The organism is Gemmatimonadota bacterium (genome assembly GCA_016719105.1).
GTDB lineage: Bacteria > Gemmatimonadota > Gemmatimonadetes > Gemmatimonadales > Gemmatimonadaceae > SCN-70-22.
Genome location: JADKAQ010000013.1, coordinates 26889 through 52950, shown reverse-complemented (window position 1 = coordinate 52950; position 26062 = coordinate 26889). Strand labels below are relative to the sequence as shown.

The following is a 26062-nucleotide window of genomic DNA, read 5'->3' as shown; positions in this document are numbered from 1 at the left end:
GGTGGACGGTCACGCGACTGATGCGACCCCGGCCGCCCTCGATCGTCTGATCCACGAGCGCATTCGTCTCGGCATCGTTTCTGCACTCGCCGTGAACGATTCGCTGAGCTTCAACGCGCTCAAGTCGCTGATGGGGACCACCGACGGGAACCTCAGCGTCCATGCCCGCAAGCTCGAGGAAGCCGGCTACATCCTCTGTACCAAGTCGTTTGAAGGACGCCTACCCAAGACCGACTATGCGCTGTCCCCGCTCGGGCGGCAGGCGCTGGAACGGTATCTCGGGCACATGGAAGCGATTATCAAAGCCACTCGCGAGCGGTGACGACAACACTCAGACGGGAGACGGGAGACGGGCGACGCGAAGTCGTCTCGGTCTCGGCATTCGGGCCTCGGCACGTCGCCATGATCATGGATGGCAACGGGCGCTGGGCGCAGCAGCGCGGCAAGCGCCGCACGATGGGGCACATCGAAGGGGCCAAGACGGTGCGGCGCATCGTCGAGCATGCCCGGCGCTCCGGCGTGGGTTACCTCACGCTCTATGCCTTTTCCTCGGACAACTGGAATCGTCCGCAGGACGAAGTGCACGCGCTCATGAAGCTCTTCCGGCGCAACCTGGCCTCGGAAACACCGCGCCTGCTGGATAACGACATTCGCCTGAGCGTCATCGGGCGCCGCGATCGCCTCTCCCCCGAGCTGCGGCGGGCCATCGAGGCCTCCGAGCGCGAGACGGCGGATTGCGATGGCATGGTGTTGCGGCTGGCGGTGGACTACTCGTCGCGCGACACGCTCGTGCGCGCGGCCACGATGGTCCCGCAGGGGGCGGCGCTGTCACGCGAGGATTTCAGCCGCGCGATCTCGATGGTGAACCACTGCCCGGGCGACGTCCCCGATGTCGACCTCATGGTGCGCACGGGGGGCGAGCAGCGCCTGAGCGACTTCCTGCTGTGGGAATGCGCCTACGCCGAGATGGTCTTCTCGCGCCGCATGTGGCCCGACTTCTCCAACGCCGACTTCGATGAGGCGGTGAACGACTTCCGCGCCCGCGACCGCCGGTTTGGGGGGCTGTCGAAGGCGATCTAGGGGAGCACGACCGCACCACGAGGGGACGAACCCGGGGGGCCGGCACTCGATGCCGGCCCCCCGGTGTCGTTCCGCGACCGCCCGTTAGGCGGGCGGCGGGTCCATCTGGAAGCCGGGGGTCGAGCGCGACAGGGCGACTTCGTCGTCGGTCATGTCGGTGGCGACCCCCTCGAACAGCGGCGTCGAGAGATAGCGCTCACCCGTGTCGGGGAGCATGCAGCAGATCACCGATCCTTCGGCCGCGCGCTCGGCCACCTGGATGGCGACGGCGAGCGACCCGCCGCCCGAGATCCCGGTGAAGATCCCCTCCTGCGCCGCCAGCTTGCGCGACCAGGCGATGGCGTCGGGGCCGGCGACGGGGATCAGCTCGTCGTAGAAATGCTGGTCGATCGACTCCTGCAGCACATACGGAATGAAGTCCGGCGTCCACCCCTGGATGGGATGCGGGGTGAAGGCCGAATGGCTTGCCGCCGGTGAGTGGTCGGCGCCGCGCACCTGCGCGATGCCTGAGGCCACGAGCGGTGCGATGGAGGGTTCGCTCAGGATGATCTTCGTCTCCGGCCGTTCCTTGCGCAGGACACGCGCGATGCCGGTGACCGTTCCCCCAGTTCCGTATCCACTCACGAAGTAGTCGAGTCGATCGCCCCCGAAATCGGCGATGATTTCGCGTCCGGTCGTATTCTCATGGATCAACGCGTTGTCGGCGGTCTCGAACTGACGCGCGAGGAACCACCCGTTGGCGTCCGCGAGCTCCTTCGCCTTCTGGTACATCCCGAGCCCCTTCGCGGCGCGCGGCGTGAGGACGACCTTGGCGCCGAGGAATCGCATGAGGTTGCGCCGCTCGATGGAGAACGAGTCCGCCATCGTCACGACCAGCGGATACCCCTTTGCGGCGCAGACCATCGCCAGACCGATGCCGGTGTTCCCGCTCGTCGCCTCCACCACCGTCTGTCCCGACTTGAGGTCGCCCCGGCGCTCCGCTTCCTCGATGATGCTGATGGCGAGGCGATCCTTGACCGACGCGGCTGGATTGAAGAACTCCGCTTTCACATACATCCGCACGTGCGACGGGGCGATGCGGTTGAGGCGAATGCACGGGGTGTTGCCGATCGTGTCGACGACGCTGTCGAACAGTCGACCGCGGCCATCGGTGGTGCGCGAGGCGTGCGACGTCATGGTGAGGGCTCCCTTACCGGTGGACGGTGCCGCGATCCAGTGAGTGGTTCTCGAGCTAGCGCTTCTCGATGACCCCGCAGGCGATCCGCGCGCCGCTGCTACCGCTCGGGTCGGTCATCTCGTCGTCCGGCATCGCATGCACCACGATGGCCGTCCCGTCGGCGTCGAAGAGCCCGCCCGGTGAGGCGTCGGCCGCGATGCGGAGCGTCTTCGCGGTCCATCCGCTGCTCCGTCCGCCGGAGATGATCAGGTTGGGGAGGTCGCCGGCGTGCGGCCCCGCCGGGTTCTTCGCGCCGTGCTTGGTCCCCTTGGGATTGAGGTGGCCGCCCGCCGTGGCGAAGTCGGGGGCGTCGCAGCGCCCGACGGTGTGGAAGTGCACGCCGTGCGCTCCGTCGGCGATGCCGCGCACATCGAGGTCGACCTGGATGGCGCCGTCGACCTGACGCAACGTGGCGGTTCCGATGGTGGTGCCGGTGCTGCTTCGCAGCGTCGCGACGGCCAGCGCCGGCGGGGCCACTGCGCCCCGGCCGTGCGCGCAGGCGCCCAGCGCAAGGGTGGCGAGCACGCGACTCGTCAGGCGGAGCGCGAGACGGTCGCGTGTCGAGCGAGCGACGCGGAACATGTCAGACCTCGATCGCGGAGCGGGTGGCCATGCGTCGCCGCGCCTCGAGGACGCGCGCCAGCGCTTCCTCGGCGGTGGCGGCGATGGCGGAGAGGTGGCCCATCTTGCGGCCGGGGCGGGCGGATGCCTTGCCGTACAGGTGCAATCGCACGTCGGGGACGGCGAGCGCCTCGACGAAGTGCGGCTGGTCGCCCTCGACCCAGAGGTCGCCCAGGAGGTTGGCGATGGCGGCCGGAGCAACCGCGTCCACCGAGCCTAACGGGAGCCCGCACACGGCGCGCACCAGCTGCTCGAACTGCGAGGTGGAGTGGCCGCGCTCGGAGTGGTGATACGTGTTGTGCGGGCGCGGAGCGAGTTCGTTGACGAGCAGGCGACCATCCTTCGTGAGGAACAGCTCCACCGCCAGCAGCCCGACGATCCCCATGCTCTCGGCGATGGCGCGCGCCACCTGTTGCGCGTGCTGCAGCAGCGGCGCCTGCAGGGCGCCGGGGGTGATGGCCCAATCGAGCACCCCGTGCACGTGGTGGTTCACCGAGGGTGGATACACCGCGCACACTCCGTCCTCGCGCCGGGCGACCAGCACCGAGAGCTCGATGTCGAGGTCGAGGAACTGTTCGACGATCACCCGCCCGCTGCCTAACGCCTTCCACGCCTCGGTCCCTTCCTCGGCGGTGCGGACGCGGCGTTGTCCGCGTCCGTCGTATCCCCCCATCGGGGCCTTGCAGATGGAAGGCCCGAGAGCCGTCACGGCCGCCGCACACTCGTCGGCGGTTCCCACCGCGCGATACGGCCCCACGGGGAAGCCGTGCTTGTCGAGCCAGGAGCGCTGGCGGATGCGGTCCTGCACCGTGAAGACTGCCTCGGCACGCGGCCGCAGCGGGGCGAGCGTCGTCACCGCCTCGAGTGCTGGACGGGCGATCTGCTCGATTTCGAGCGTGACGACGTCGCAGTCGCGCGCCAGCTCGGCCGCGGCATCGGCATCATCGAAGCGTGCGGTGATGGTGCGCGACGCGATGGCACGGGCCGGGCAATCGGGATCGGGGTCGAGGACCTGGACGTCGTAGCCTAACGAACGGGCCGCCATGCCCGTCATGCGGCCCAGTTGGCCGCCGCCCAGGATGCCGATCGTCGCGCCGGGGAGGATCACGCTCACGGGAGGACCTGCGTCAGGACGTCGTCACGGCGCGCGTCGCGCCAGTGGCGCAGCCGATTGCGCACCTCGGGGTGCCGCACCGCCACGATCTCGCTGGCGAGGATCGCCGCGTTGATCGCCCCCGGCTTGCCGATCGCCAGCGTCCCCACCGGGACGCCGGCCGGCATCTGCACGATGGAGAGCAGGGCGTCCTGTCCGTTGAGCAACGTGGCGGGGATCGGTACGCCGAGCACCGGGACGAGCGACTTGGCGGCGATCATGCCGGGGAGGTGCGCGGCACCACCGGCCGCCGCAATGATCACCAGCAGTCCGCGCGACTCCGCGGAGGCGGCGTACTCGAACATCCAGTCCGGGGTACGGTGCGCCGAGACGACGCGCGCCTCGTACGGCACCTGCAACTCGTCGAGCATGGCGCAGCAGTGCTGCATGTGCTCGAAGTCGGACTTGGAACCCATGACGACCCCGACGAGGGGGGCGGCGGACGATGGCATGGCGTTGGGGAGGCGGTGGCGGGGGGGGCGCCGGCGGTGCAGGCCGTCAGGCGAGACCTCGGGCGAAATATGCGGCGCGTGCTCTGGCCCGCGAAGGGGCGCGGGGAGCGAAGCGTCGGCGGTGTCACGATGCGCGGCATCGCCGCGGCCGGATTCCGGGGACATATTCTCGCCTCCCTTTCCCCGATCTCATGCCCTCCCAGCTTTGTCGAGCGATTCCCGCGCTGGCCGCGGCGCTGACCCTGATTGCGTCCACGACGTCCCGACTCCCGGGCCAGGGAGTGACCGGGCCGACCCTCGAGCAACTCCTGGGTGCCCCGTTCCCGACCGAACTCACCGCTGCGCCGCGCGGTGGGGCGGTGGCCTGGGTGCTCAACGAGCGTGGGGCGCGCAACATCTGGGTGGCGACACCGCCCGCCTATGCGGGACGGCGCCTAACGAACTACACGGCCGACGACGGGCAGGAGATCTTGGCGCTCACCTGGGAGCCCGACGGCGCGTCGCTCGTCTTCGTGCGTGGCGGGGCGCGCAATCGCGCGGGGGAGAGCCCGAATCCGGCGCAGAACCCGACGGGGGCGGAGAGCGCCCTCCATCGCGTGGCGCTCGGCGGCGGGGCGCCGGTGCGACTGGGCGGCGGCTTTGCACCGAGCATCGCGCCAGACGGGGCGACGCTCGTCATCAATCGCGGCAAGCTGTGGGCGCGGTCGCTCTCGAACGACAAGGCCGACTTCGCCGAATGGCTGAACATCCGTGGTGGCATCGGCAACCTGCGGTGGTCGCCCGATGGGTCGAAGCTTGCCTTCGTGAGCAGCCGCGGCGATCACGCGTTCATCGGCATCTTCGAGGTCGCCACACGCGCGGTGCGCTTCCTCGCGCCGAGTGTCGACACCGACGGGGCGCCGGTTTGGTCGCCCGATGGCCGGCGGGTGGCCTTCGTCCGCGAGCCGGCATCGAGCGAGCTGTACATGTTCAGGGCGCAGCGCACGGCGCGCCCGTGGTCGATCCTCGTCGGCGACGTGGCCACCGGTACGGCGCGCACCGTGTGGACCGCCGACGCGGGCGATGGAAGCGTCCCGCACGGGATCGTTGGAGCGGACCAGCTGCTCTGGGGCGACGGCGACATCCTCGTCTTCCCGTGGGAGAAGGATGGGTGGAACCACCTGTACAGCGTCCCGGTGGCCGGCGGTCGCGCGACGCTTCTCACGCCAGGTGAAGGCGAGGTGGAGTATGTCTCCCTCAGTCGTGATCGTCGCGAAGTGCTCTACAACACGAACATCGGCGACATCGATCGACGGCACGTCTGGCGCGTGCCGGTGCGCGGTGGGGCGCCGGTGCAGGTGACGCGCGGTGAAGGGATCGAGTGGGGCCAGGTGGAGCTGAGCGACGGATCGCTCGCCGTGCTGCGATCCGACGCGCGCACGCCGGCGCACGCGGCGCGCCTAACGAACGCCGGCGTGGCCACCCCGCTCGCACCGGCGCTGCTGGCCGACTTCCCCTCGGCGCGCCTCGTGACGCCGCAGGCCGTCACCATCACGGCGGCCGACGGCATGCCGATCCCCGCGCAGCTCTTCCTCCCGCCGGGGGCCAAGCCGGGGGACAAGCGACCCGCGGCGATCTTCTTCCACGGCGGGTCGCGCCGGCAGATGCTCCTGGGCTACAACTACATGGAGTACTACCATCACGCGTACTCGCTCAACCAGTACATGGCGAGCCGCGGCTTCGTGGTGCTGTCGGTGAACTATCGCAGCGGGATCGGCTACGGGATGAAGTTCCGTGAGGCCGATCGGTACGGCGCCGAGGGGGCGAGCGAGTTCAACGACGTGGTCGGGGCCGGGCTCTTCATGCGGTCGCGCCCCGACGTCGACCCATCAAAGGTCGCGCTCTGGGGAGGCTCCTACGGCGGCTACCTCACCGCGATGGGGCTCGCGCGCGCGCCGGAGCTGTTCGCTACCGGCGTGGACATTCACGGCGTGCACGACTGGAACGTGGGCATCCGCACCTTCATCCCCGACTACAACACGCTCCTCGACCCCGAGCGTTCGCGGCTGGCGCTCGAGTCATCGCCGCTCGCCTCGCTCGACCGCTGGAAGGCCCCGGTGCTGGTCATCCATGGCGACGACGATCGCAATGTCTCGTTCGCCGAGACGATCACCCTGGTCGAGCGGCTCCGGCAGCGGAACGTGGAGGTGGAGCAGCTGGTCTTCCCCGATGAGGTGCACAGCTTCCTGCGGCACCAGTCGTGGTTGGCGGTGGCTCGCGCCACGACCGAGTTCCTGGAGCGCCGCCTGCGCTGAACGGGAGCGTCGCGCGCTGGCGTGTCGCCCCTCTTGCGTCCGCATACGGGACGAGGGGCCCCCGCGCGCGGTCGGACGTGGACTGGGGACCAATGAAAGCGCTTCCATCACGCCCAGCGCACGGCTCGCCCACGTCATCCGTCGTTGACTCACGCTTTTTCATCCTGTAACCTAGCGGGTCCGTTGAAACGCTTTTCGGAGTCCGACCCCCGTACACCCCCCCGCGGGAAGGTCTCCTCCGTGTCGTCCGCCGAAACGCGGGCGCGGGCGTGTCGCGGTACCCCTCCATTCCCCACACCTTGGAGTTCGTAGAATGAGTATTGTCTCGTTCGGACGAGCCCTGCGGTCTGTCGGAGCGCTCTTGGCCATCGGGGCCAGTGCACTCGGCGCACAGACCTCGCAGGGGACAATCAGTGTTCGTGTGACAGAGGCCGCGGGCGGTCGCCCCCTCGATCAGGCGCAAGTCGTGATCGTCGGGACGACGCTTGGCGGCCTCACGAATGCGGACGGTCGTTTCACCTTCCGTGCGGTGACGCCGGGCAACGTGACGGTGCGCGTGCTGCGCGTCGGCTACTCGGAGCAGAAGAAGCCGGTGACCGTGGCGGCGGGCCAGGCGGCGAGCCTGGAGTTCGCGCTGACCGAAGTCGCGCTGACGCTCGCGCCGGTCGTGACGACGGCGACGGGCGACCAGCGTCGCGTCGAGCTCGGGAACGCGGTGGCCTCGATCGACGCGGCCAAGATCGCCGAGTCGGGGGCGGTGCAGAACGTCAACGACATGCTCAACTCGCGTACCGCGGGCGTGACGGTCACGTCGGGGACGCAGACCGGTTCGGGCGCGCGTATCCGCATCCGCGGCCAGAACTCGCTGTCGCTCTCCAACGACCCGATCTTCATCATCGATGGCGTTCGCATGTCGAACAACATCGGGTCGTCGAACCTCTTCACCGGTGGGGCGCAGCCGAGCCGTGTCGGCGACCTCAATCCGGAAGAGATCGAGAGCATGGAGATCGTGAAGGGGCCGTCGGCGGCGACGCTGTACGGCACCGACGCCGCCAACGGCGTAGTCCTCATCACCACCAAGCGTGGGCGGGCGGGGACGGCGCGTTGGACGATCTACGGCGAAGGCGGGATGATCAAGGACAACAACACCTATCCCACCAACTACACGATCTTCGGCACGCGCGTGTCCAACGGGTCCAAGCTGGCCATCAACGGGTGCAACCTTCCGTTGGTGTCGTCGGGCTTCTGCACGATTGACTCGGTGGCGAAGTACAACCTGTTCGAGGATCCGGACGTTACGCCGCTGGGAACGGGCTACCGCAACCAGTACGGGCTGCAGCTGTCGGGCGGCAACGACCTGGTGCGTTACTTCGTCTCGGGCGAGCGCGAAGACGAAACCGGGATGCTGGAGCTCCCGGCGTTCGAACGTCGTCGCTTGGACACGCTCAACATTCCGATTCGGGACTGGACGGAGCGCCCGAACGTGCTGGGGAAGAACAGCGTGCGCGCGAACATCAACGCGGCGGTGAGCCCCAAGCTCGACCTGTCGGCGTCGACCGGCTTCATTAATCTGGCGCAGCGCTATTCGCTGGAGTCCAACGCCACCGCTGGTCTCGGGTCGCAGGCCTTCGGCGGCCCGGGGTGCAAGATTTGCGCGCCTAACCGCCTCGTGGGCACCGGTATTCTGGCGACGCCGCTCTATGGGTATCGCGCCTGGACGCCGGGCTACACCTGGCAGGAAAAGACAGGACAGCGCGTGAACCGCTTCCTCGGCTCGTTCAATGCCAACTGGCGCCCGACCGACTGGCTGCAGAATCGCCTGACGGTGGGCAACGACTACACCAACCGCGTCGACGACAACCTGCTCTATCGCGGCGAGGGGCCGCCGATCACGGCGCTCTATCGCAACGGCTTCAAGCAGAACACGCGCGCCGACATCCGGAACTTCACGGTGGATCTCGGCTCCACGGCGTCGTACACGCCGCGTCCGTGGCTGGCGCTCAAGACTACCGGCGGCGTGCAGTACGTGAACTACCTGTTCGAGTTCGGCTCCGCGTTGGGGACGCAGCTCGCGCCGGGTGCGCAGACGGCTGGCGCGGGCGCCGTCCCGACCGCGTCGGAAGCGACCACGTTCCAGAAGACGCTGGGGCTCTTCGTCGAACAGGCGGCGGCGATCAATGACCGCTTGTTCCTGACGGCGGCGCTGCGCACCGACCAGAACTCGGCCTTCGGCACGAACTTCCAGTCGGTGTACTATCCCAAGGGATCGGTCTCGTGGATCATGTCCGACGAGTCGTTCTTCCCCAAGTGGGACTTCCTGAACCAGTTCCGCTTCCGCGCCGCCATCGGGTCGTCGGGTGTGCAACCGGGCCCCAACGACGCGTTGCGCTTCTACGGCGCCACCACCGCGAACTATCGCGGTGTTGACCAGGCGGCCGTCGTCTACAGCTCCATCGGCAACCCGAACCTCAAGCCAGAGCGGTCGACCGAGTTCGAGACGGGCTTTGACGCGAAGTTCCTGAACAACCGCTACTCCTTCGAGCTCACGTACTACACGAAGACGACGAAGGACGCGATCATCTCGGCCATCCAGCCGCCGTCGATCGGTGGCCCGACCACTCAGCGCGTCAACATCGGCTCCGTGGCCAACCAGGGGTGGGAAGCGTTCTTCTCGGCACAGGTGGTCGACAAGAAGAACTTCGCGTGGGACGTGGCGCTCAATGCCTCCACCAATTCCAACGAACTCGTCTCGCTCGGCGGCACGCCGCCGCAGCTCGGCACCACGACGCGTGCGGTGGAAGGCTACCCGATCTTTGGCCTGTGGTCGCGCAAGATCACGGGGTGGGAAGACAAGAACAGCGACAAGATCCTGACCTACAACGCCGACCCGAACCTCAACGAAGTGTTCGTCGCCGACTCGTTCTCCTTCAGTGGGTACGGGCAGCCGCGCCACCTCATGACGTGGACCAACGGGATCGACCTGTTCTCGCGTCGCTTCCGCGTCCAGACGATGATCGACTATCGTGGTGGACACCGCTGGTACAACAACACGGAGCGCATTCGCTGCGTCTCGCGCCAGAACTGCAACGGCATGCAGAACCCGGATGCCTCGTTCGAGGAGCAGGCCATGGTGGTCGCGACGCGCAACCACCCGTCGGCCTCGCTCGACGGCTTCCTGCAGGACGGCGCCTTTGCGCGCTTCCGTGAGATGACGGTGCAGTACAACCTGAGCCCCGACCTCTCGCAGCGCCTGTTCAAGAGCCGCGCGGTGAGCGTGCTCCTGACGGGACGCAACCTGGCGCTCTGGACCAAGTACCGCGGCGTCGACCCCGAGAACGACTATCAGGTCACCACCGGCGCTGATGCGGCGGGCGGCGACTTCCAGGGTCTCGGCCTCCCCAGCTACTACATCCTCCGTGTCAACATCAACCGCTAACGCCTACCTGAGGACACTTCAGATGCATCGCATCTCCTTTGGCGGGCGCCTTGCGAGGACCCTCGCGGTCCTCGGGCTCGCCTCCACTGCCGCCTGCAGCAGCGTGACCGATACGCTGCTCGAGGCGACCGATCCCGACCTCATTCCCCCGGGCGACGTTGGGTCGATCGAGGGCGCGCGCGGACTGGCCATTGGCACCGTCTCGCGGCTCACCGCCGCCACCGCCGGCAGTGAGAGCACCTGGCTCTTCGGCGGACTCCTCGCCGACGAGTGGGGAACCAGCTCGACCTTCGTGCAGAACGATGAAACCGACCAGCGCCGCATCCAGGAGAACAACTCCCAGGTCTCCGGGATGCTGTATCGCCTGTATCGCGTTCGCACCTCGGCCACGCAGGCCGTCGCCGGCCTCAAAGAGTGGGAGCCGACGGCCACTGCGAGCATCGGTGAGATGTACTTCGCCAAGGGCTTCGTGGAGTTGCAGCTGGCGTCGGATTTCTGCAACGGCATCCCGCTGTCCGATGGTTCGGGGGACAAGGCGGTCTTCGGTGATCCGCTCACCGTGACGCAGGTCTTCAACTCCGCTGTCGCCCAGTTCGATTCGGCGATCACGACGGTGGGAAGCGCCACCGACACCATCAGTGTGGCGATTGCCCGCGCGGCACGCGTCGGCAAGGCGCGTGCGCAGATGGGCCTCAACCAGGTCGACGCCGCTGCCGCGACGGTCGCCGGCATTCCCACCACGTTTGCGCACCGGTCGTTGTTCTCCACCACGACGCAGACCAACCAGCTCTGGTCGTTGGGGCAGTCGTCGCTGCGCTACACGGTGGGCGATTCGCTGCAGGGGAACCAGCGCAACATCCCGGTAGCCAACGCGATTCCGTTTGCGACGCTCAACGATCCGCGCGTCCCGGTCACCAAGCGCACCACGGCCGGCCAGGACGGGCAGACGTTCATGAACACGACCATCATCTTCCAGCAGCTCACGGCCGTGGACATCGTGAACGGCATCGACGCGCGTTTCATCGAAGCCGAGAAGGCACTGCGTGACAACAACCCCACGCAGTGGCTGGCCATCCTGAACGCGCTGCGTGCCACGCCGCCGACGATCCACTCGGTAGCCGTGACCGCGTTGCCGGCGCTGACCGACCCGGGCACGCCGGCGGCGCGCATCAACCTGCACTTCCGTGAGAAGGCGCTGTGGACGTTCAGCCGCGGCCAGCGGTTGGGCGACATGCGTCGACTCATCCGCCAGTACGGGCGCTCGGCGAACAACGTCTTCCCGACGGGGCCGCACTACAAGGGCGGTGTCTTTGGCCCGGACGTGAACCTGCCGATCATCCAGGACGAGCAGAACAACCCCAAGTTCAAGGGGTGCCTGGACCGGAACGCCTAACGGCCCCCGGCAGTACGCCCCGGCCCGCGGATGCCAACATGGCATTCGCGGGCCGGTGGCGTTTGAGGAGGATCGGACGCGGACGAAGGACGGGGGTGACGGCAGACGGTTCACTTCACCGATCGATTGCGCACGGCCGCACGATTGACGGGCCACGTCGCGCGCCACGTCCCGCGCCGCTGAGCGCGCCACTAGCGGCGCATTGCGCGCGTCCGCAGAATTGCGCCCATGGCATCGAGCGCCGATCCCACGATGACGCTGACCGCGCAGACCGAACTCCCCCTCGTGGGGCGCCGGGCCGAGCTCGGCGTTCTGCGGATGGCGCTCGATGCTGCTGCCGAAGGAAAGGGGCAGACGATCTTCCTCGCCGGGGAAAGTGGCGTCGGCAAGACGCGCCTGGTGCAGTTGCTCGCACGCGAAGCGCTCCGGCGCGAGATGTTCGTGGCCGCTGGGGGTGCCTACGCGGCGGAAACAGGGATTCCGTACGGGATGCTGTCGGACGCCCTCGTCCCCGCCTTGCGCGATCTGCCCCCCGCCACGCTATCGGTACTCGCACGCGGTGCCGAGCGCGAGCTGGCGATGATCCTTCACGGGCTGTCGCTGGGACGCGCGCCCAGCGAGCCGCTGTCGCCGCACGATGCCGACCACAAGGCGCGGCTGCTCTGGAACTTCGCGCAGTTCCTGCAACGGTTGGCCGATCGACAGCCCGTCCTCCTGATCCTCGAGAATGCGCAGTGGAGCGACGCGTCGTCGATGGAGCTGGTGCACTTCCTCGCGCGCCACGTGCGCCAGGCCGCGCTCCTCCTCATCGTCACGTATGCGGATGACGAGCAGGAACTTCCGCCCGCCCTCAAGACGACCGAACGCTCGCTGGTCTCGCGCGGCGAGGCGGTGGTGCGGCATCTCGAGCCGCTGACGCGTCACGATATCGCCGACGTGCTCTTCCGTCTCTTTGCACTCACGGGCGACGAGGTGACGCGCCTGGCCGAACGCGTGCACGAGCGCTCGCGCGGCAATCCGCTCTTCGTCGACCAGCTCGTGCGCCACCTCGTGGAATCGGGGCGTGTGCGCATCGAGGGCGAGCGCTGGGTGGTGGGTGACTTCGACGACGTCGGGCTGCCGGCGACGATTCGCGAGGCGCTGCAGGCGCGCATGCACGAGGTGGAGCCGGGGGCGCGCCGCGTGGCCGAGGTGGCCGCGGTGATCGGGACGCGCGCCTCGCTTCCCCTGCTGCAGTCGGTGGCCGGGCTCGAGGCGCAGCCGTTCGCCGACGCCATCGACATCCTGTGCGCCCGACGCATCCTGCGGGAGATCGGGGAAGGGGGGCTCCCGCAGTACGAGTTCGTGCATCCGCTCGTGCAGCTCACGGTCGCCGCCGGGCTCACGGCGGCCCGGCGCCGCGCGTTGCATCTGACGACGGCTCGCGAGATGGAACGAACGCTCGGGGCCGGCGCCATCGCGCACGCCCGCGAGATCGCGCGTCATCTCGTGGAGGGAGACCTGCTCGCGGGAGACGTCCGCACGCTGCGGTATGTGGCGGCGGCAGGGCGTGAGGCACTGAACCGGCACGCCGACGCCGAGGCGCTGCGCCTCCTCACTGACGCCCTCTCGATCGCCGATCGCGTGGTGCCCGCGGAGCGCGACGCCGCCGCCTATCGCGCCTTGTGTGAGGACCTCGCCCGCGCGCGTGCGCGGAACGGTGATCATGTCGGGGCCATGACGGTGTGGGAAGTCGCGCTCTCACTCGCCGTCGAGGCCGGAGACGACCTGGCGCGTGCGCGCCTGCTGCGGCGCATTGGGCTCGCCCTCGCCTTCGCCGGTCGCCCCGCCGACGGGCTGACGTACCTCGACCGCGCCGAGGCGGTGGCCACCGCCATGCAGCGCGCCGACCTCGCCGTCCCTGTCCGCGTCGCCAAGGCGATGCTGCTCCACGCGCAGGGGCGCGTGGCCGAGGCCAAGGCGGCGGTGGAGGAGGTCGTCCCGGTGGCCGAACGCACCGGCGATGCCGCGCTGCAGGCCCTCGTCCATCGCGCCCTGATGCAGTTCTACGGGTGGACGGGGCCTGCCGACGTCGCCAGGCGCCACGGCGCCGCTGCCCTCGCGCATGCGACCGCCAGCGGCGACCGGGCACTCATGTGGTGGGCGCATTGGGGGCTGGCCGTGCTCGAGGGGCTCGGTGGCAACTCCGACGTCGTCGCGATGCACCAGCGCCACGCGGAGCATCTTGCGCGCGAGCTGTACTCGCCGCTCTTGCAGGTGCAAACGGCGGAGATCGCGATCGAGTTCGCCTCAGGAGTCGGGGAGTGGGCGGAGGCGCTCGCCCGCGCCGACCGCGCGATTCCCATGGCGCGCGCCATCGCCCCCAACACGGTCCTGCCGCGTCTCCTCGTCTGGACAGCGTTCATTCACATCGCGCGGGACGAGTTCCCGCGTGGCCACGAACTCCTGGAAGAAGCGTGGCAGATCTCGCGCGCCCATGAGGTGGAGCAGGCGCTGCGGGAGGGGCGGTCGCCCGACGCCGGCGAGGTGCATAACGCGATCCTCGCTCATACCGGGATGGCCGCGTACTGGCTGGCGATGGGCGAGTGGCGCCGCGCGCTGGAGTTCGGGCAACGTGGCCTCGCCATCGCCGACGCCTTCGGGTACGTCGTCTGGGCGATCCACCGCCTGCTCCCCATCATCATCGAGGCGGGGCTCTGGTTGCAGGAGTTCGACCTCGTGCGCCGCGAGAGCGCGCGATTGCGCGAGCAGTCGCAACTGATGGGGCATCGGCTCGGCCTCGCCTGGGCCAACACGGCGGAGGCGTTGCGGCTGCGCTTCGAGGAACGGCATCCGGCGACTGTGCCGGCGCTGCTGGCCGCCGCCGACGAACTCGAGGCGATCCCGTTCCCCTTCCACGCCGCGCGCGTGCGCCGCAACGCCGCACAGGTGATGCTCGCCGATGGTGACGCCGACGGCGCTCGGCACGAACTGCGCCGCGCCCACGACGTCTTCGCCCGACTCGGCGCCGAGCACGAACTGCGCGGGACCCGCAGCGAGATGCGGGCGTTGGGAATGCGACTGCCGGCGCGAGGGGCGAGCGAGGGGGCGTTCTCGCTCACGGGTCGTGAGCTCGATATCGCGCGACTGGTCGCGCGCCGCCTCACCAACAAGGAGATCGCCGTGCGGCTCGACATCTCCGCGCGCACCGTCAGCACCCATCTCTCCAACATGTTCGGGAAGCTCGGAGTCGACTCGCGTGGGGCCCTCGTCGACCTGCTGCGGACGCACCCCGGCTTCTCCGACGCAAACGAGTAGGTGCGGCAACATCGGCCCCCCCGGCGCCGGGCGGCGGCGGGGGGGCCGGGAACCCATCGGGCCTAACGACTGGCGATCACCGACGATGCGGTCGGGATGCCGAGCCCGAAGCGGGCGTTGAGCGCCTTGGCCGCCGCGTCGGCGAGGATGGCGTGCCCCGCGGCGTTCGGATGGATGCCATCGAGGCTGAAGTAGGCGCCATACGGCTGCGACGACGTCATCAGCTGCACGCTGCTGAACGGCGGCTTGAGGCCGGGGAGGCCATACAACGCCTCCAGTTCGAAGTGGGCCAGGCCGCGACGTGAGGCCATGATGCGGATCCGGGCGTTCATCTCGCCCAGCGTGCTGTTCACCACCGCCGCCTCGGCAGGGGTGAGCACGTAGTCAGGGGCGCCGTTGTTCACGTTGGCGCAGGAGAAGCTGTAGGGCGGCAGCCCTTTCGAACGATAGAACGCGCCGATCGAGATCGCCGTCGGAATGCGGACCGGGACGAAGATCAGGTTCTGGCTGCCGGCGCAGTCGCTGGAGACGGCGACGTGGAAGGCGGCCAGGAGCGTTGGTGCGTCGGCGTAGATCTCGTCGCCACGGCGGAAGGAGGGGAACGACGCCGCGTCCTTGATCAACCCGACGAGGACGACGCGCTTGGTCTGCCGCACCGCCGAGTCGACCACGGCCGTATACAGCGGCGCCCACGTGTTGACGGGGACGATGGTGACGCCGGGGATCGCGATGCCGCTGCGCGAGCCGAGCACCTCGTTGGCGCCGAGCTCGATCGAGATCAACTTCGGCTTCTGCGCCAGTGCCGCTCGCAGCTGCGTCGTGTTGGAGGGGAGGACACGCGAATACACCTTGGCCCCCAGCACGCTCGTCACGTTCTGTGGCGTGCTGTAGAGCGCATCGAAAGTCGTGGCCCCGGCAATCGCGACGTTGGCGGCCGGCAGCTCGATCCCCGCGACGTTCGGATCACAGTTGAGCAGGGAATCGCCCAGGGTGATCGCTTCTCCCGAGATACGGACGCCGCTGGCGAGTGGCGCGGCCATCGGCGCCTTGCATCCGAACCCCGCGATCGACGGCAGGCGCAGCGTCGTGCCGCCGAGGCGCGCCAACTGCGCCGGCCACGACTGATCCTGTCCCGTGGCGTTCACGCCGTCCGACTGGTATCCCATCGAGACGCTCGTCCCGATCGCGACATAGCGCCGTAGCGCGGCCGCTCCCTCTCCCTGGGACTCCACCTCCGCGCGCGCAGCCTCCGGCGACAACGCCGGTGCCGACGGCGACGAATCGTCGGAGCAGGCGGCGAACGCGAGCATCGCGAGCGCGAGCACGGCGGACTGGACCTTGCGAGACTGTTGCATGGTGCTCCTCCCTGGTGTGAAATGCGCTCCCCATGAGCGCACGACCAAGGTCGGAGAAATGCGACGGCCGCTACATCGGATGCGTGACGTAGCGGCCAGCTGGCGGTGACGTAGGAGTCGGGTGCCGTCGACGGAGAGTGCTGGGTCAGTCCTTCTTTTCCTGGTCCACGAACTGTCCCAACACGAGGCTGGTGAGCGAGACGACGATCGAGCCGATCAGCGCCGCCGCGAATCCGCGCACGGTAAAGCCGAGCCCCAGGGACTGCGACAGGCTCGACGTCACCAGGAGCATCACCGCGTTGATGCACAGGAGGAAGAGCCCCAGCGTCACGATGATGAACGGGAAGGAGAAGAACTGGACGATCGGCTTCACGAGCGTGTTGACGATGCCGAAGACGAGCGCCACACCGAGCAGCGCGGCCGGCGACCCGGTAAACGAGATCCCGTCGACGACGCGCGTGGCGACGTAGAGGGCGGCGGCGTTGACGAGGAGGCGCAGGATGAGGGACATGCAGCGCTCGCGTGGAGGTGAGAATGAGCTTCCTCCAACCTAACGGAGCGGTCCCTCGCCAAGTGTCAGAGGCCGGCCACGTCGTCGGGGCGAGCTGATGGCTCGGTGATCCGTGCCCTCTGGCGACGGCGTCGCGCCGCACAGCGCCGAGGGCGCTCCCGGCGGCACCTTGCACGTGGACACGACACTCCACGAGGCCCTCGATGACTCGATTGCGTCCCGCCCCTGCAGTGGCCATGCTCGCCTTCGTCGCCAGTGCGCTTGGCGCGGCATGCTCCAAGGCGCCTTCGGACGCGGCGGGGCTGGCCGACGAGGCCATCGAACCGCTCGCGGCGGTGGCCAACGGGCCGCTCAACGGCCGCCGGCCGTTTCCCGCCAACAACCCGTGGAACACGAACGTCGCGTCGGCCCCCGTCGATCCCAACTCCGCGACGCTCATCGCCAGCTGTGGCCTGCGCACCCTGCATCCGGACTTCGGCACGACCTGGAACGGCGCGCCTAACGGGATCCCCTATGTGCTGGTGGGAGGATCGCAGGCCAAGCGCAGCGTGACCTTCCAGTACGCGAGCGAAAGCGATCCCGGCCCCTATCCCATTCCGGTCAACGCTCCGATCGAGGGCGGGGCGAAGGGAACCGGCGACCGGCACGTGCTCGTCGTCGATACGCTCAACTGGAAGCTGTACGAGCTCTTCGACGCCTATCCACTCAACGGCGGGAAGTCGTGGAAGGCCGGGGCGGGGGCAGTCTTCGACCTCAACTCCAACGCGCTCCGTCCGATGTACTGGACCTCCGCCGACGCCGCCGGGCTCCCCATCTTTCCGGGTTTGGTGCGCTATGAGGAGGCCGTCACCCGCGGTGTCATCAACCACGCGCTGCGTTTCACCTGCCCGCGCACGCGTCGCGCCTTCGTCGATCCCGCGCGCCACTACGCGTCGCGCGATACCTCGGCGGCACTCCCCCCGATGGGAATGCGCGTGCGACTCAAGGCCGGCTTCGACGTGAGCGCGTATCCCGCCGAGGTCCGCGTGATCCTGCAGGCGATGAAGAGCTACGGCATGTTCCTGGCTGACAACGGAAGCGGATGGTACGTCTCCGGCGCGCCCGACGCGCGTTGGAACGACGGCAACCTCGGGAAGCTCAAGCAAGTGCCATCGAGCGCCTTCGAGGTTGTGCAGATGGGGACGATCCACAAATAGGGGCGAGCAACACGCCACGCGCGCGGTCGCGACGCACCGGGCGCGCGGTCGCGACTCGTCAGGCAGCCGGGGCGAGTCGCGGGAGGAAGAGGCGGAAGGTGGTCCCGTTCCCCGGGGTACTCTCGACGCGCACGTACCCGCCCGCCTTGCCGACGAGCTGCTCGACGATCGGGAGCCCGAGCCCCGTACCGCGCTCCCCCTTGGTGGTGAAGAACGGCTCGAAGACGCGATGTACCACGTCGGCCGGGATCCCGATGCCGGAGTCGGAGAGCTCGACCAGGACCCACGTCGTGTTGTGCAGTCCGCCCTGATCGTGCTCCGATTCGCACACGGTGATGCGCAGCGTCCCGCCCGACGGCATCGCATCGCGCGCGTTGAGCGCGAGGTTCACCATCATGCGCTCGAGGTCCTTCGCGTCCATCAGGACGCGCCCCACGCGATCGGCCATGGCGAACTCGACCCGCACGCCAGAGCCGACGGAGAGCGTCAACAGTCGCTCCATGCCCCGGAGCTCCGCCGGGATATCGAGCATCGTCGGCGACGACGGCGCTTCCTGTCCGAAGGCCAGGAGGTTCTGCACGAGCGTTTCGCCGCGGCGCACGCCGAGGCGAATGTCCGACGCCAGCGCCTGCACGGGCGACATGCCGGCGCACTCCTGCTGGATCATCTCGGCGAGGATCCCGACACTGTGCAGCACGTTGCGGAAGTCGTGCGCGACGCCGGCAGCCAGGCGTGCCAGCGCGGCCATGCGCTCGAGGCGTTCCAGCTGGCCATGCGCCGCTCCCACGCGCGATTCGACGTCGAACCGTTCGGCCTCTTCGGCGAGTCGCGCGAAGGTCTGCGCCACCGAGGCCGCGAAGTGCTGCTCGGGCTCCGTCCAGGCGCGGGCACCACCGAGGTGCTCATGACAGACCACCCCAACGATGCGTCCCTCGCGGTAGATCGGTGCGTCCATGAGCGCGCCGATACCTAACGGGACGAGGTAGGCGGCGGTGAGTTCGGCGGTGAGCGGCGATGTGAGGGCATCTTCGGCGCAGACGACGCGCCGTTCCTCGAGCGCGGCAAAGTAGGCGGGGAAATCGCGCCGCCGCAGGAGCGCCCCCTCGAACGTTTCGCCGTCGGAGGGCTGCACCACGAGGTAGGACCGGAGCGCCATCCCGTCATCCGAATACAGCCAGATGCCGAGTCGGCCAATGCCGAGGGTGCGAACGGCATCTTCGGCACCGGCGGCGAATGCGCTCCAGGCGTCGCCGTCCGACCCGAGGTGCAGCTGCGCCAGCCGCAACTGCGCGACTTCCAGTTCGTGAGCCGTGGGCGTGGGAATGGGAGTGGGCGCGGGGGTTGCCCCGGTTCGACGGTCGTCCATGGGTGGCGTACGGGAGGGGAACGGTCGGAACATGCGGGACCCGTGCGGTGCTGCCAAGGGGTGGAAAGCTGACGGGCGCCCTCTCCGAATGGATGGGACGCCCGCTCGGTGCTCCCCGCGGTTGGCTCAGTCGCTGATCGGAGCGCGCGAACGCACGATCACGTTGGGGACGTTGCGTGAGCGCAGCAGCGCGTTGAAGGCGGTGAGTTCCTTGTCGAGCAACCCGTCGAGGCGTGCGAGGTGCGTCTTCAGCTCCCCATTGAGGATGCCCTGCACCTCGACGTGCTGGTTGGTGGGGCGGTAGTCGCTGCTCGACACGCCATTGGCCAGGTAGTTGAGCTTCGCGAGCAGCTTGGACCCGAAGCGCACCCCATCCTGCCCGCCACCCGTCAGTCGCAGGTCGACGAGGTTCATTTCGAGGTCGACAAACTGCTCTAGCATCGTTTCGGCCGCCCGCTTCACCTCGGCGTCGCTCACCACCTTCGCGATCGCCTCGACTTGCACCCGCACGGCTTCGATGCGATGCACCGCATCGGCGCCGTCGTTCAGGTCCTGTCGGATCGCGACGAGGGCGCGGACCTGGGCCTCGATGTCACCTTCCGTCCCGCCCGAGTTGGGGTCCTTGCGGACGTCGAGCATCTGCTGCTGCACTACGCCGCCGGCCGTGAGGGTGACGGTGTAGCGTCCCGGCGGGGCAAGAATCGCCAGCTGCCCCGTGCCGGGCGCCACACGTCCACCAGGGCCGGGAACGATGTGTGGCGCGTAGAGCGGCGAGGTCTGGAGCCGCGTGACCATCGACGCCTCGTGGCGCAGGTCCCAGTGCACGCGGTTGATCCCGGCGGCATTGCTCCCGGTGAGCGTGCGGATCACGTCGCCTTTCGCGTCGGCGATGGTGAGCGTCACCGTTCCGGCAACCGGCGCCTTGAGGTAGTAGTTGATCGACGCGCCGTACTCCGGATCCTGGCCCATCGTTGGGTCGTCGTACGTCGTCGACGGGGCGGTGATCGGGCGATAACGATACGCCGCGCGCGGGGCGAAGAGGGTGGCCGGCGAGGCGAGCAGCTCCGGGGTGAGCGCCCGGAGCGGCGTGATGTCATCCATGATCCAGAAGCCGCGCCCGTACGTGGAGATCACCAGGTCGTTGAAGTGCTCCTGCACGACGATCCCGGAGACCGGCGCATGCGGCAAGTCGTTCTGGAGCGGCTGCCAGTTGTCGCCGTCGTCAAACGACACGTAGATGGCGTTCTCCGTCCCGACATAGAGCATTCCGCGGCGCACCGGGTCCTCGGTGATGACCTTGGCGTAGCTCAGCATGCTCCGCGGGATGCCGTTGGTGATGCTCTTCCAGCTGCGCCCGTAGTCCGTGGTGCGATAGATGTACGGGTCGCGATTGTTCACCTGGTGGAAGTCGACCGTGAGGTACGCCGTCGCGGCGTCGTACCGCGACGGGGCGATGGAGCGCACGCTCCCCCACGCCGGAAGATTGGGGATGTTCTTCGTGACGTTGGTCCAACTCTTTCCGCCGTCTCTCGTCAGCTGCACGAGGCCGTCGTTCGTCCCCACCCAGATCAGCCCCTTCTCTCGCGTCGACTCGGCGATGCCGTACACCACGCCGGCGTACTCCACGCCGATGTTGTCCGGGGTGAGTCCCCCTGAACTCCCCATGCGGGAGCGATCGTTGAGCGTGAGGTCGGGGGAGATCACCTCCCAGCTCTGGCCGCCGTTCGTCGTGCGGTGCACGTGCTGGCTCCCGACGTAGATCGTGTTGTGATCGTGCGGCGAGATGTGGAACGGGGAGTCCCAGACGAAGCGGTACTTCACCCCGTCGGCGGGGCCGTTGGACTGCTGGGGCCAGACCTCCACGTTGCGGAACTGCCGGCGGTCCTCCTCGAAGCGCACCACGATGCCGCCGACCATGCCCGAGCCCGAGGCGGTCGACCAGATGATCTTCGAATCGGTTGGGTCGGGTGTGGCCCACCCGCTCTCGCCGCCCCCGACCGAATGCCACATCCCGCGTGAGATCCCGGCGCTTCGCCCCCCCATCACGCGCGAGTTGGAGGGACCGCGATACGACGGCTCGTCCTGCTTGTTCCCCAGCACATTGTACGGGATCTCGTTGTCTACCGTGACGTGGTACATCTGCGCGTTCAGCAGGCGCTGACGGTACCAGGAGCGCCCGCGGTTCTGCGTGATCGAGAGACCCTGGTCGTGCGCGACGATCTGGCGGTTGCCGTTGGTCGGGTCGATCCAGATGTCGTGGTGGTCCCCGCCCGGCGCTTCGCGCCCCTGCAGGGTGCGCAGGGTGGCGCCCCCATCGACCGACTTGGCATACGAGGCCGTCAGGAAGTACGCCTCGTCCTGGTCATCGGGGGTGACAGCCATGCGCGAGTAGTAGTGCGCGCGCCCCATGGCGTTGCGGTCGCGCGTGATGAGCGCCCAGTTCTCGCCGCCGTCCTCCGAGCGCCAGAGCTGCCCGCTCTCCGTCGGTTGGCCATTCCACGGGAGTCCGTCGCCCGTTTCGATGAGGGCGAAGACACGGTCGGGGTTGGACGGGGCGATCGCTACGGCGACCTTGCCCACCGGTCCCCGGGGGAGGCCGTGCCCCGTTAGGCGCGTCCAGGTGGCGCCGCCATCACGTGAGGTGAAGAGCCCGCTCCCCGGTCCACCGGAGGTGCGCCCCCATGTGTGGATCTCCAGCTGCCACATCCCGGCGAAGAGGATCCGCGGGTTCTTTGGGTCCATCGCCAGGTCCGAGCACCCGGTCTGCTCGTCCACGTGCAGCACGCGCGTCCACGTGACACCGCCGTCGGTCGTGCGGAAGACGCCACGCTCGGGCTGCGGGCCGTACGCATGTCCCAGGGCACAGACGAGGACGGTGTTCGGATCCTGCGGGTGAATCGCCACGCGCGCGATGCGCCCCGTCTTCTCGAGCCCCATCAGCGACCAACTGCGTCCGGCATCGGTCGACTTGTACACCCCCATCCCCACCGAGATGTGGCTGCGGATGTGTGCTTCACCGGTCCCGGCCCAGATCGTGTTGGGGTCGGAACGCGAGACGGCGAGGGCGCCAATGGACTGGACCGGTTGCGCGTCGAACAGCGAGCGCCAGTTGACGCCGCCATCGGTCGTCTTCCAGACCCCGCCAGAGGCCGCGCCCACGTAGTAGGTGAGCGGGTCCCCCGGGATGCCGGCGGCCGAGGTGAATCGGTTGCCCTCGGGGCCGATCGTGCGCCACGGCAAGCGAGCGTAGACCGACGGATCGATGGAGGGCTTCTGCACCGCCGGCTGCGCGGCGGCGAGCAGCGGGGGCAGGAGTACTGCGGCGAGCAGGGCGTGAACGGAGCGCATGTCAGATGCTGGTACGGGTGCAACCTCGGGAGTGACGGCGCAATCGTACCCCACGAGCGGGTAGGCGTCAAAGCCCGAATGGAGGGGGCCGAGCGCCACGGGGGCGCCGCACGAGGGCGTCTCGTCACCGAAAATGTGCCCAACATTGCATACAAGGACGGTTCATCCCAATATGGGCCGTCCGCTGGAAGCGTCAGGTCGATGGCGCTAAGGCTGGTTCCACACCGCAGGCCATGGAGGGCGTATGCTGAGGTCGTGGTCGGATCGGGCTCGCATCATCGCACGTACACTGGGCGGTGCCGTCCTGATGGCTTGGGGCGGCGCCGTGCAGGCACAGCAGGGCGGGGTGATCGCCGGAACGGTGGTCGACGCCAAGTCGGGGCTGCCGCTCCCTGACGCGCAGGTGATCGTCGTGGGAACCACCGGTGGGGTGCGTTCGGGGACACGCGGCGACTTTCGCCTAACGAACGTCAGCGGCACGAGCGTGCGCCTCCGGGTCACCCGCATCGGCTACCAGGTGATGGCGACCGACGCGCGGGTCGGTGAGACCAACCTGCGCATCGAGCTCGCCGAGCTCGCCGTCAAGCTCGACGCCGTCGTGGTCACGGGGACGGCCGGCGAGGCGCAGCGGCGGACGCTCGGCAATGCAGTCGGGCGCGTCGACGTGGCGTCCAACCTGCGAGTGACCGGCCCGCCGGCGAAGATGCAGGACATGCTGTCGGTGAACGTCCCCGGGGTGCGCATCATGCGCTCGTCCGGCGCGATCGGCACGGGTGGCACGACGCGCATTCGCGGGTCAGGGAGCCTCTCGCTCTCCAACGAGCCGCTCATCTATATCGATGGCGTCCGCTCCAACAACCAGGCGGCGGTTGCCTCCTTCGCCTTCAACGGCCAGGAGAAGCCAAGCCGCCTCAACGACCTCAATCCCGAGGACATCGAGAGCATCGAGGTGCTCAAGGGCCCCTCGGCGGCGACGATCTACGGGACGGAGGCGTCGAACGGCGTCATCCAGATCATCACGAAACGCGGCCGCACCGGCCGCCCGACGTGGGAGACGCACATCGACGCCGGCCAGAACTGGATCCAGGATCCCGTCGGACGCTATCCATCGAACTTCTACCTGCGTCGCGGCGGTGACTACCGAAACGCTGCCGACATCAAGGAGTTCAACGTACAGAAATTCCGGGCCTCTCGCGGATATGCCGACATCTTCAGCACGGGGACGCCGTATGCCGGCGGCGGCAGCGTCTCGGGCGGGACCGAGTCGATCAAGTACTTCTTCTCCGGGGACTACAACCGCGATGAAGGGCCGGTCGACTACAATTGGCAGAACAAGATGTCGGCTCGCTCGAACCTGAGCTACACGGCACCAAACGCCAAGTTCAGGGCCGACCTGAGCCTGGGGGTCATCCGCGCCAAGACGCGCGGGGCGTCCGGCGTCCAGCCCATTACCACGTCGCTCCTGTGGGCCTGCAACTTTCCCTGGTGCGAGCCGACCGGTCCGGATACGTCCAAGACGGGGTGGAACGGCGCCGGGCAGGGCTTCCAGTTCTATCGGCCCGATGACTATCAGGGGGTCGAGGGGATCGACTACATCGACCGCACGAGCCTGAGCATCACCCTCAACCACAGTCCGTTCTCCTGGTTCAAGCACCGGCTTACCGTCGGGCCGGACATGACGAACAACAAGTCGTCACAGCTCGTCTTCCGCGATCCGACCGGGTACAACCCGTTCTTCGCCGCATCGCTCGGACAGAAGCAGACGTCGGCACTGCGCAGCACCTTCTTCACGGCGGACTACAGCGCCAACGCCGACTGGGGGATCTCGAAGGATTTCATCGCGTCATCAGCCGTGGGGGTCCAGTACTACTACAAGCAGTTCGACCAGAACATCTCGCAAGGCTTCGAGTTCCCGGTCCCCGGTCCGGGCGACGTCGGAAGCGGCGCGCGGGTGGCGGCGTCGGAATCGTTCCAGGAAAACAAGACCTTCGGCGTCTACGGGCAGGAGCAGCTGGCGTGGAAGAACCGCGTCTTCCTGACCGCCGCCATGCGGGCCGACGGCAACTCGGCCTTCGGGGCCAACTTCGACGCGGCGTACTACCCCAAGTTCAGCGCCTCCTGGGTCATCTCCGAGGAGCCATGGCTCGCCAACTCGAGCGTCCTCTCGCAGCTCAAACTGCGCGGTGCATGGGGGCGAGCCGGGCTTCAGCCCGACGTCTTCTCCGCCATTCAGACCTATCAGGCAGCCGTGGGGTCGAACGGGGCCGGTGGCGTGACGCCGCGCAACTTCGGCAACCCGGACCTGAAGCCTGAAATTGGTGAGGAAACCGAGTTCGGCTTCGACGCGGGGCTGTTCAACCAGCGCGTGGGCATCGAGTTCACCGTCTACCGCAAGGACACCAAGGACGCGATCATCTCCGCGCCACTGCGTCCGTCGCGCGGCTTCCCCGGTGTGCAGTTCCTCAACATCGGCGCCACGCGCAACGAGGGAATTGAAGTCGGGCTCGACTTCTCGCCGATCAGCACCGCGCGGTGGGGGCTGGACCTGCGTGCAACGCTCGCCACGAACGACAGCAAGATCATCGACCTGGGCGGCGTTCCGCCCACGTTCGTGGGATCGAGCTACATCCAGCAGTTCAACGTGAAGGGGTACGCCCCGTCGGCCTACTTCTACAAGCGCATCAAGAGCGCCGACGTGGTGCCGGACCTCTCGTTGGCGCCGAACTGGATTCTCCCGCGTGCCACCAACGCCAAGTGCGAGGGTGGTGCCGACCTGAGTGATGGTGACGGGACGCTGGTCGACTGCGCGACCGCGCCGCGCCTCTACGCCGGTCGCCCAACGCCGTCGTACAACGGCTCGATGCAGGCCACGCTGCGCTTTGGCCAGCGCATCCGCCTCTTCACGCTGGTCGACTACCTCGGCGGCGTGAACGCGGTGGTGGGTGACGTGGGCGCGCAGCACACCTTCTTCCGCAACTCGCGCAGTTCCATCGATGGGAGCGACGCGATCCTTCAGGCGTGGCGCAACGACGCCAACGGTCCAGGGGCTTCGGGGGTCTTCGACGCGGGCTTCGCACGGCTGCGTACGGTCTCGCTCACCTACGACTTCCACCCACGCCTCGCCAAGCTGGCGGGCGCCACGCGCGGCTCCTTCACGTTCGCCGCCGAGAACATGGCGTTCCTGTGGCGTGCCCAGAAGGACGCGTACGGTGCCCCGTGGGTCGATCCCGAACTGCTGCCCAATCGTTCCACCGACGTCACGGGCAACGCCGGCTACACGCAGGAGTCGTGGCCGCAGCTCGCCCGCATCCGTGGCACGCTCCGATTCACCTTCTAACCGCCCA

The 26062-nt window shown here is 68.3% G+C and carries 16 protein-coding genes; 8 read left to right on the top strand and 8 right to left on the bottom strand.

Going from position 1 to position 26062, the window contains the following annotated elements; genetic code table 11:
- The first annotated feature begins 1 nt into the window (after position 1).
- Entirely contained in the window at positions 2–322 is a 321-nt protein-coding gene (locus IPN47_13245) for a transcriptional regulator (GenBank protein ID MBK9408981.1), read from the top strand.
- 80 nt (positions 323–402) lie between these two features.
- Positions 403–1080 carry a di-trans,poly-cis-decaprenylcistransferase gene (uppS, locus tag IPN47_13240; GenBank protein ID MBK9408980.1) on the top strand — a complete coding sequence of 226 codons (678 nt, stop codon included), beginning with the start codon at positions 403–405 and terminating at the stop codon, positions 1078–1080.
- An 84-nt stretch (positions 1081–1164) separates the two neighbouring features.
- Here uppS and cysK read toward each other — a convergent pair whose 3' ends face one another.
- From cysK to purE, 4 genes are read right to left on the bottom strand one after another with little or no spacing between them, the layout of a single operon-like run.
- A complete protein-coding gene (cysK, locus tag IPN47_13235) occupies positions 1165–2256 on the bottom strand; it encodes a cysteine synthase A (protein MBK9408979.1) in 1092 nt (363 codons plus the stop codon).
- A 55-nt stretch (positions 2257–2311) separates the two neighbouring features.
- Entirely contained in the window at positions 2312–2878 is a 567-nt protein-coding gene (locus tag IPN47_13230) for a superoxide dismutase family protein (protein MBK9408978.1), read from the bottom strand.
- 1 nt (position 2879) lies between these two features.
- Entirely contained in the window at positions 2880–4031 is a 1152-nt protein-coding gene (gene purK, locus IPN47_13225) for a 5-(carboxyamino)imidazole ribonucleotide synthase (protein ID MBK9408977.1), read from the bottom strand.
- A complete protein-coding gene (gene purE, locus IPN47_13220) occupies positions 4028–4522 on the bottom strand; it encodes a 5-(carboxyamino)imidazole ribonucleotide mutase (GenBank protein MBK9408976.1) in 495 nt (164 codons plus the stop codon). The genes purK and purE overlap by 4 nt, the downstream gene beginning before the upstream one ends.
- A gap of 191 nt (positions 4523–4713) precedes the next feature.
- Between purE and IPN47_13215 the strand changes: the two genes are divergently transcribed.
- The 4 genes from IPN47_13215 to IPN47_13200 all read left to right on the top strand — a co-directional run bounded on the left by IPN47_13215 (position 4714) and on the right by IPN47_13200 (position 14942).
- A complete protein-coding gene (locus IPN47_13215; GenBank protein ID MBK9408975.1) occupies positions 4714–6816 on the top strand; it encodes a S9 family peptidase in 2103 nt (700 codons plus the stop codon).
- Between the two features lie 421 nt (positions 6817–7237).
- Positions 7238–10252 carry a SusC/RagA family TonB-linked outer membrane protein gene (locus tag IPN47_13210; protein ID MBK9408974.1) on the top strand — a complete coding sequence of 1005 codons (3015 nt, stop codon included), beginning with the start codon at positions 7238–7240 and terminating at the stop codon, positions 10250–10252.
- A 22-nt stretch (positions 10253–10274) separates the two neighbouring features.
- Positions 10275–11645, top strand: a complete 1371-nt coding sequence (locus tag IPN47_13205; protein MBK9408973.1) for a hypothetical protein — start codon at positions 10275–10277, stop codon at positions 11643–11645.
- 228 nt (positions 11646–11873) lie between these two features.
- Entirely contained in the window at positions 11874–14942 is a 3069-nt protein-coding gene (locus tag IPN47_13200; GenBank protein MBK9408972.1) for a DUF2791 family P-loop domain-containing protein, read from the top strand.
- A gap of 62 nt (positions 14943–15004) precedes the next feature.
- On the opposite strand, the gene IPN47_13195 is transcribed toward IPN47_13200, so the two are convergent.
- Both IPN47_13195 and IPN47_13190 read right to left on the bottom strand, forming a co-directional pair.
- Positions 15005–16297 carry a hypothetical protein gene (locus IPN47_13195; GenBank protein MBK9408971.1) on the bottom strand — a complete coding sequence of 431 codons (1293 nt, stop codon included), beginning with the start codon at positions 16295–16297 and terminating at the stop codon, positions 15005–15007.
- Positions 16298–16442: 145 nt separating this feature from the next.
- Positions 16443–16808 carry a phage holin family protein gene (locus IPN47_13190; protein ID MBK9408970.1) on the bottom strand — a complete coding sequence of 122 codons (366 nt, stop codon included), beginning with the start codon at positions 16806–16808 and terminating at the stop codon, positions 16443–16445.
- Positions 16809–17011: 203 nt separating this feature from the next.
- Between IPN47_13190 and IPN47_13185 the strand changes: the two genes are divergently transcribed.
- Entirely contained in the window at positions 17012–18004 is a 993-nt protein-coding gene (locus IPN47_13185) for a hypothetical protein (protein MBK9408969.1), read from the top strand.
- Between the two features lie 58 nt (positions 18005–18062).
- On the opposite strand, the gene IPN47_13180 is transcribed toward IPN47_13185, so the two are convergent.
- Positions 18063–19370 carry a GAF domain-containing protein gene (locus IPN47_13180; protein MBK9408968.1) on the bottom strand — a complete coding sequence of 436 codons (1308 nt, stop codon included), beginning with the start codon at positions 19368–19370 and terminating at the stop codon, positions 18063–18065.
- Positions 19371–19496: 126 nt separating this feature from the next.
- A complete protein-coding gene (locus tag IPN47_13175) occupies positions 19497–22718 on the bottom strand; it encodes a sialidase (GenBank protein MBK9408967.1) in 3222 nt (1073 codons plus the stop codon).
- Between the two features lie 307 nt (positions 22719–23025).
- On the opposite strand from IPN47_13175, the gene IPN47_13170 reads away from it, so the two are divergent.
- Positions 23026–26055: a SusC/RagA family TonB-linked outer membrane protein gene (locus IPN47_13170; protein MBK9408966.1), complete on the top strand. Its 3030-nt coding sequence runs from the start codon at positions 23026–23028 to the stop codon at positions 26053–26055.
- Positions 26056–26062 lie beyond the last annotated feature (7 nt).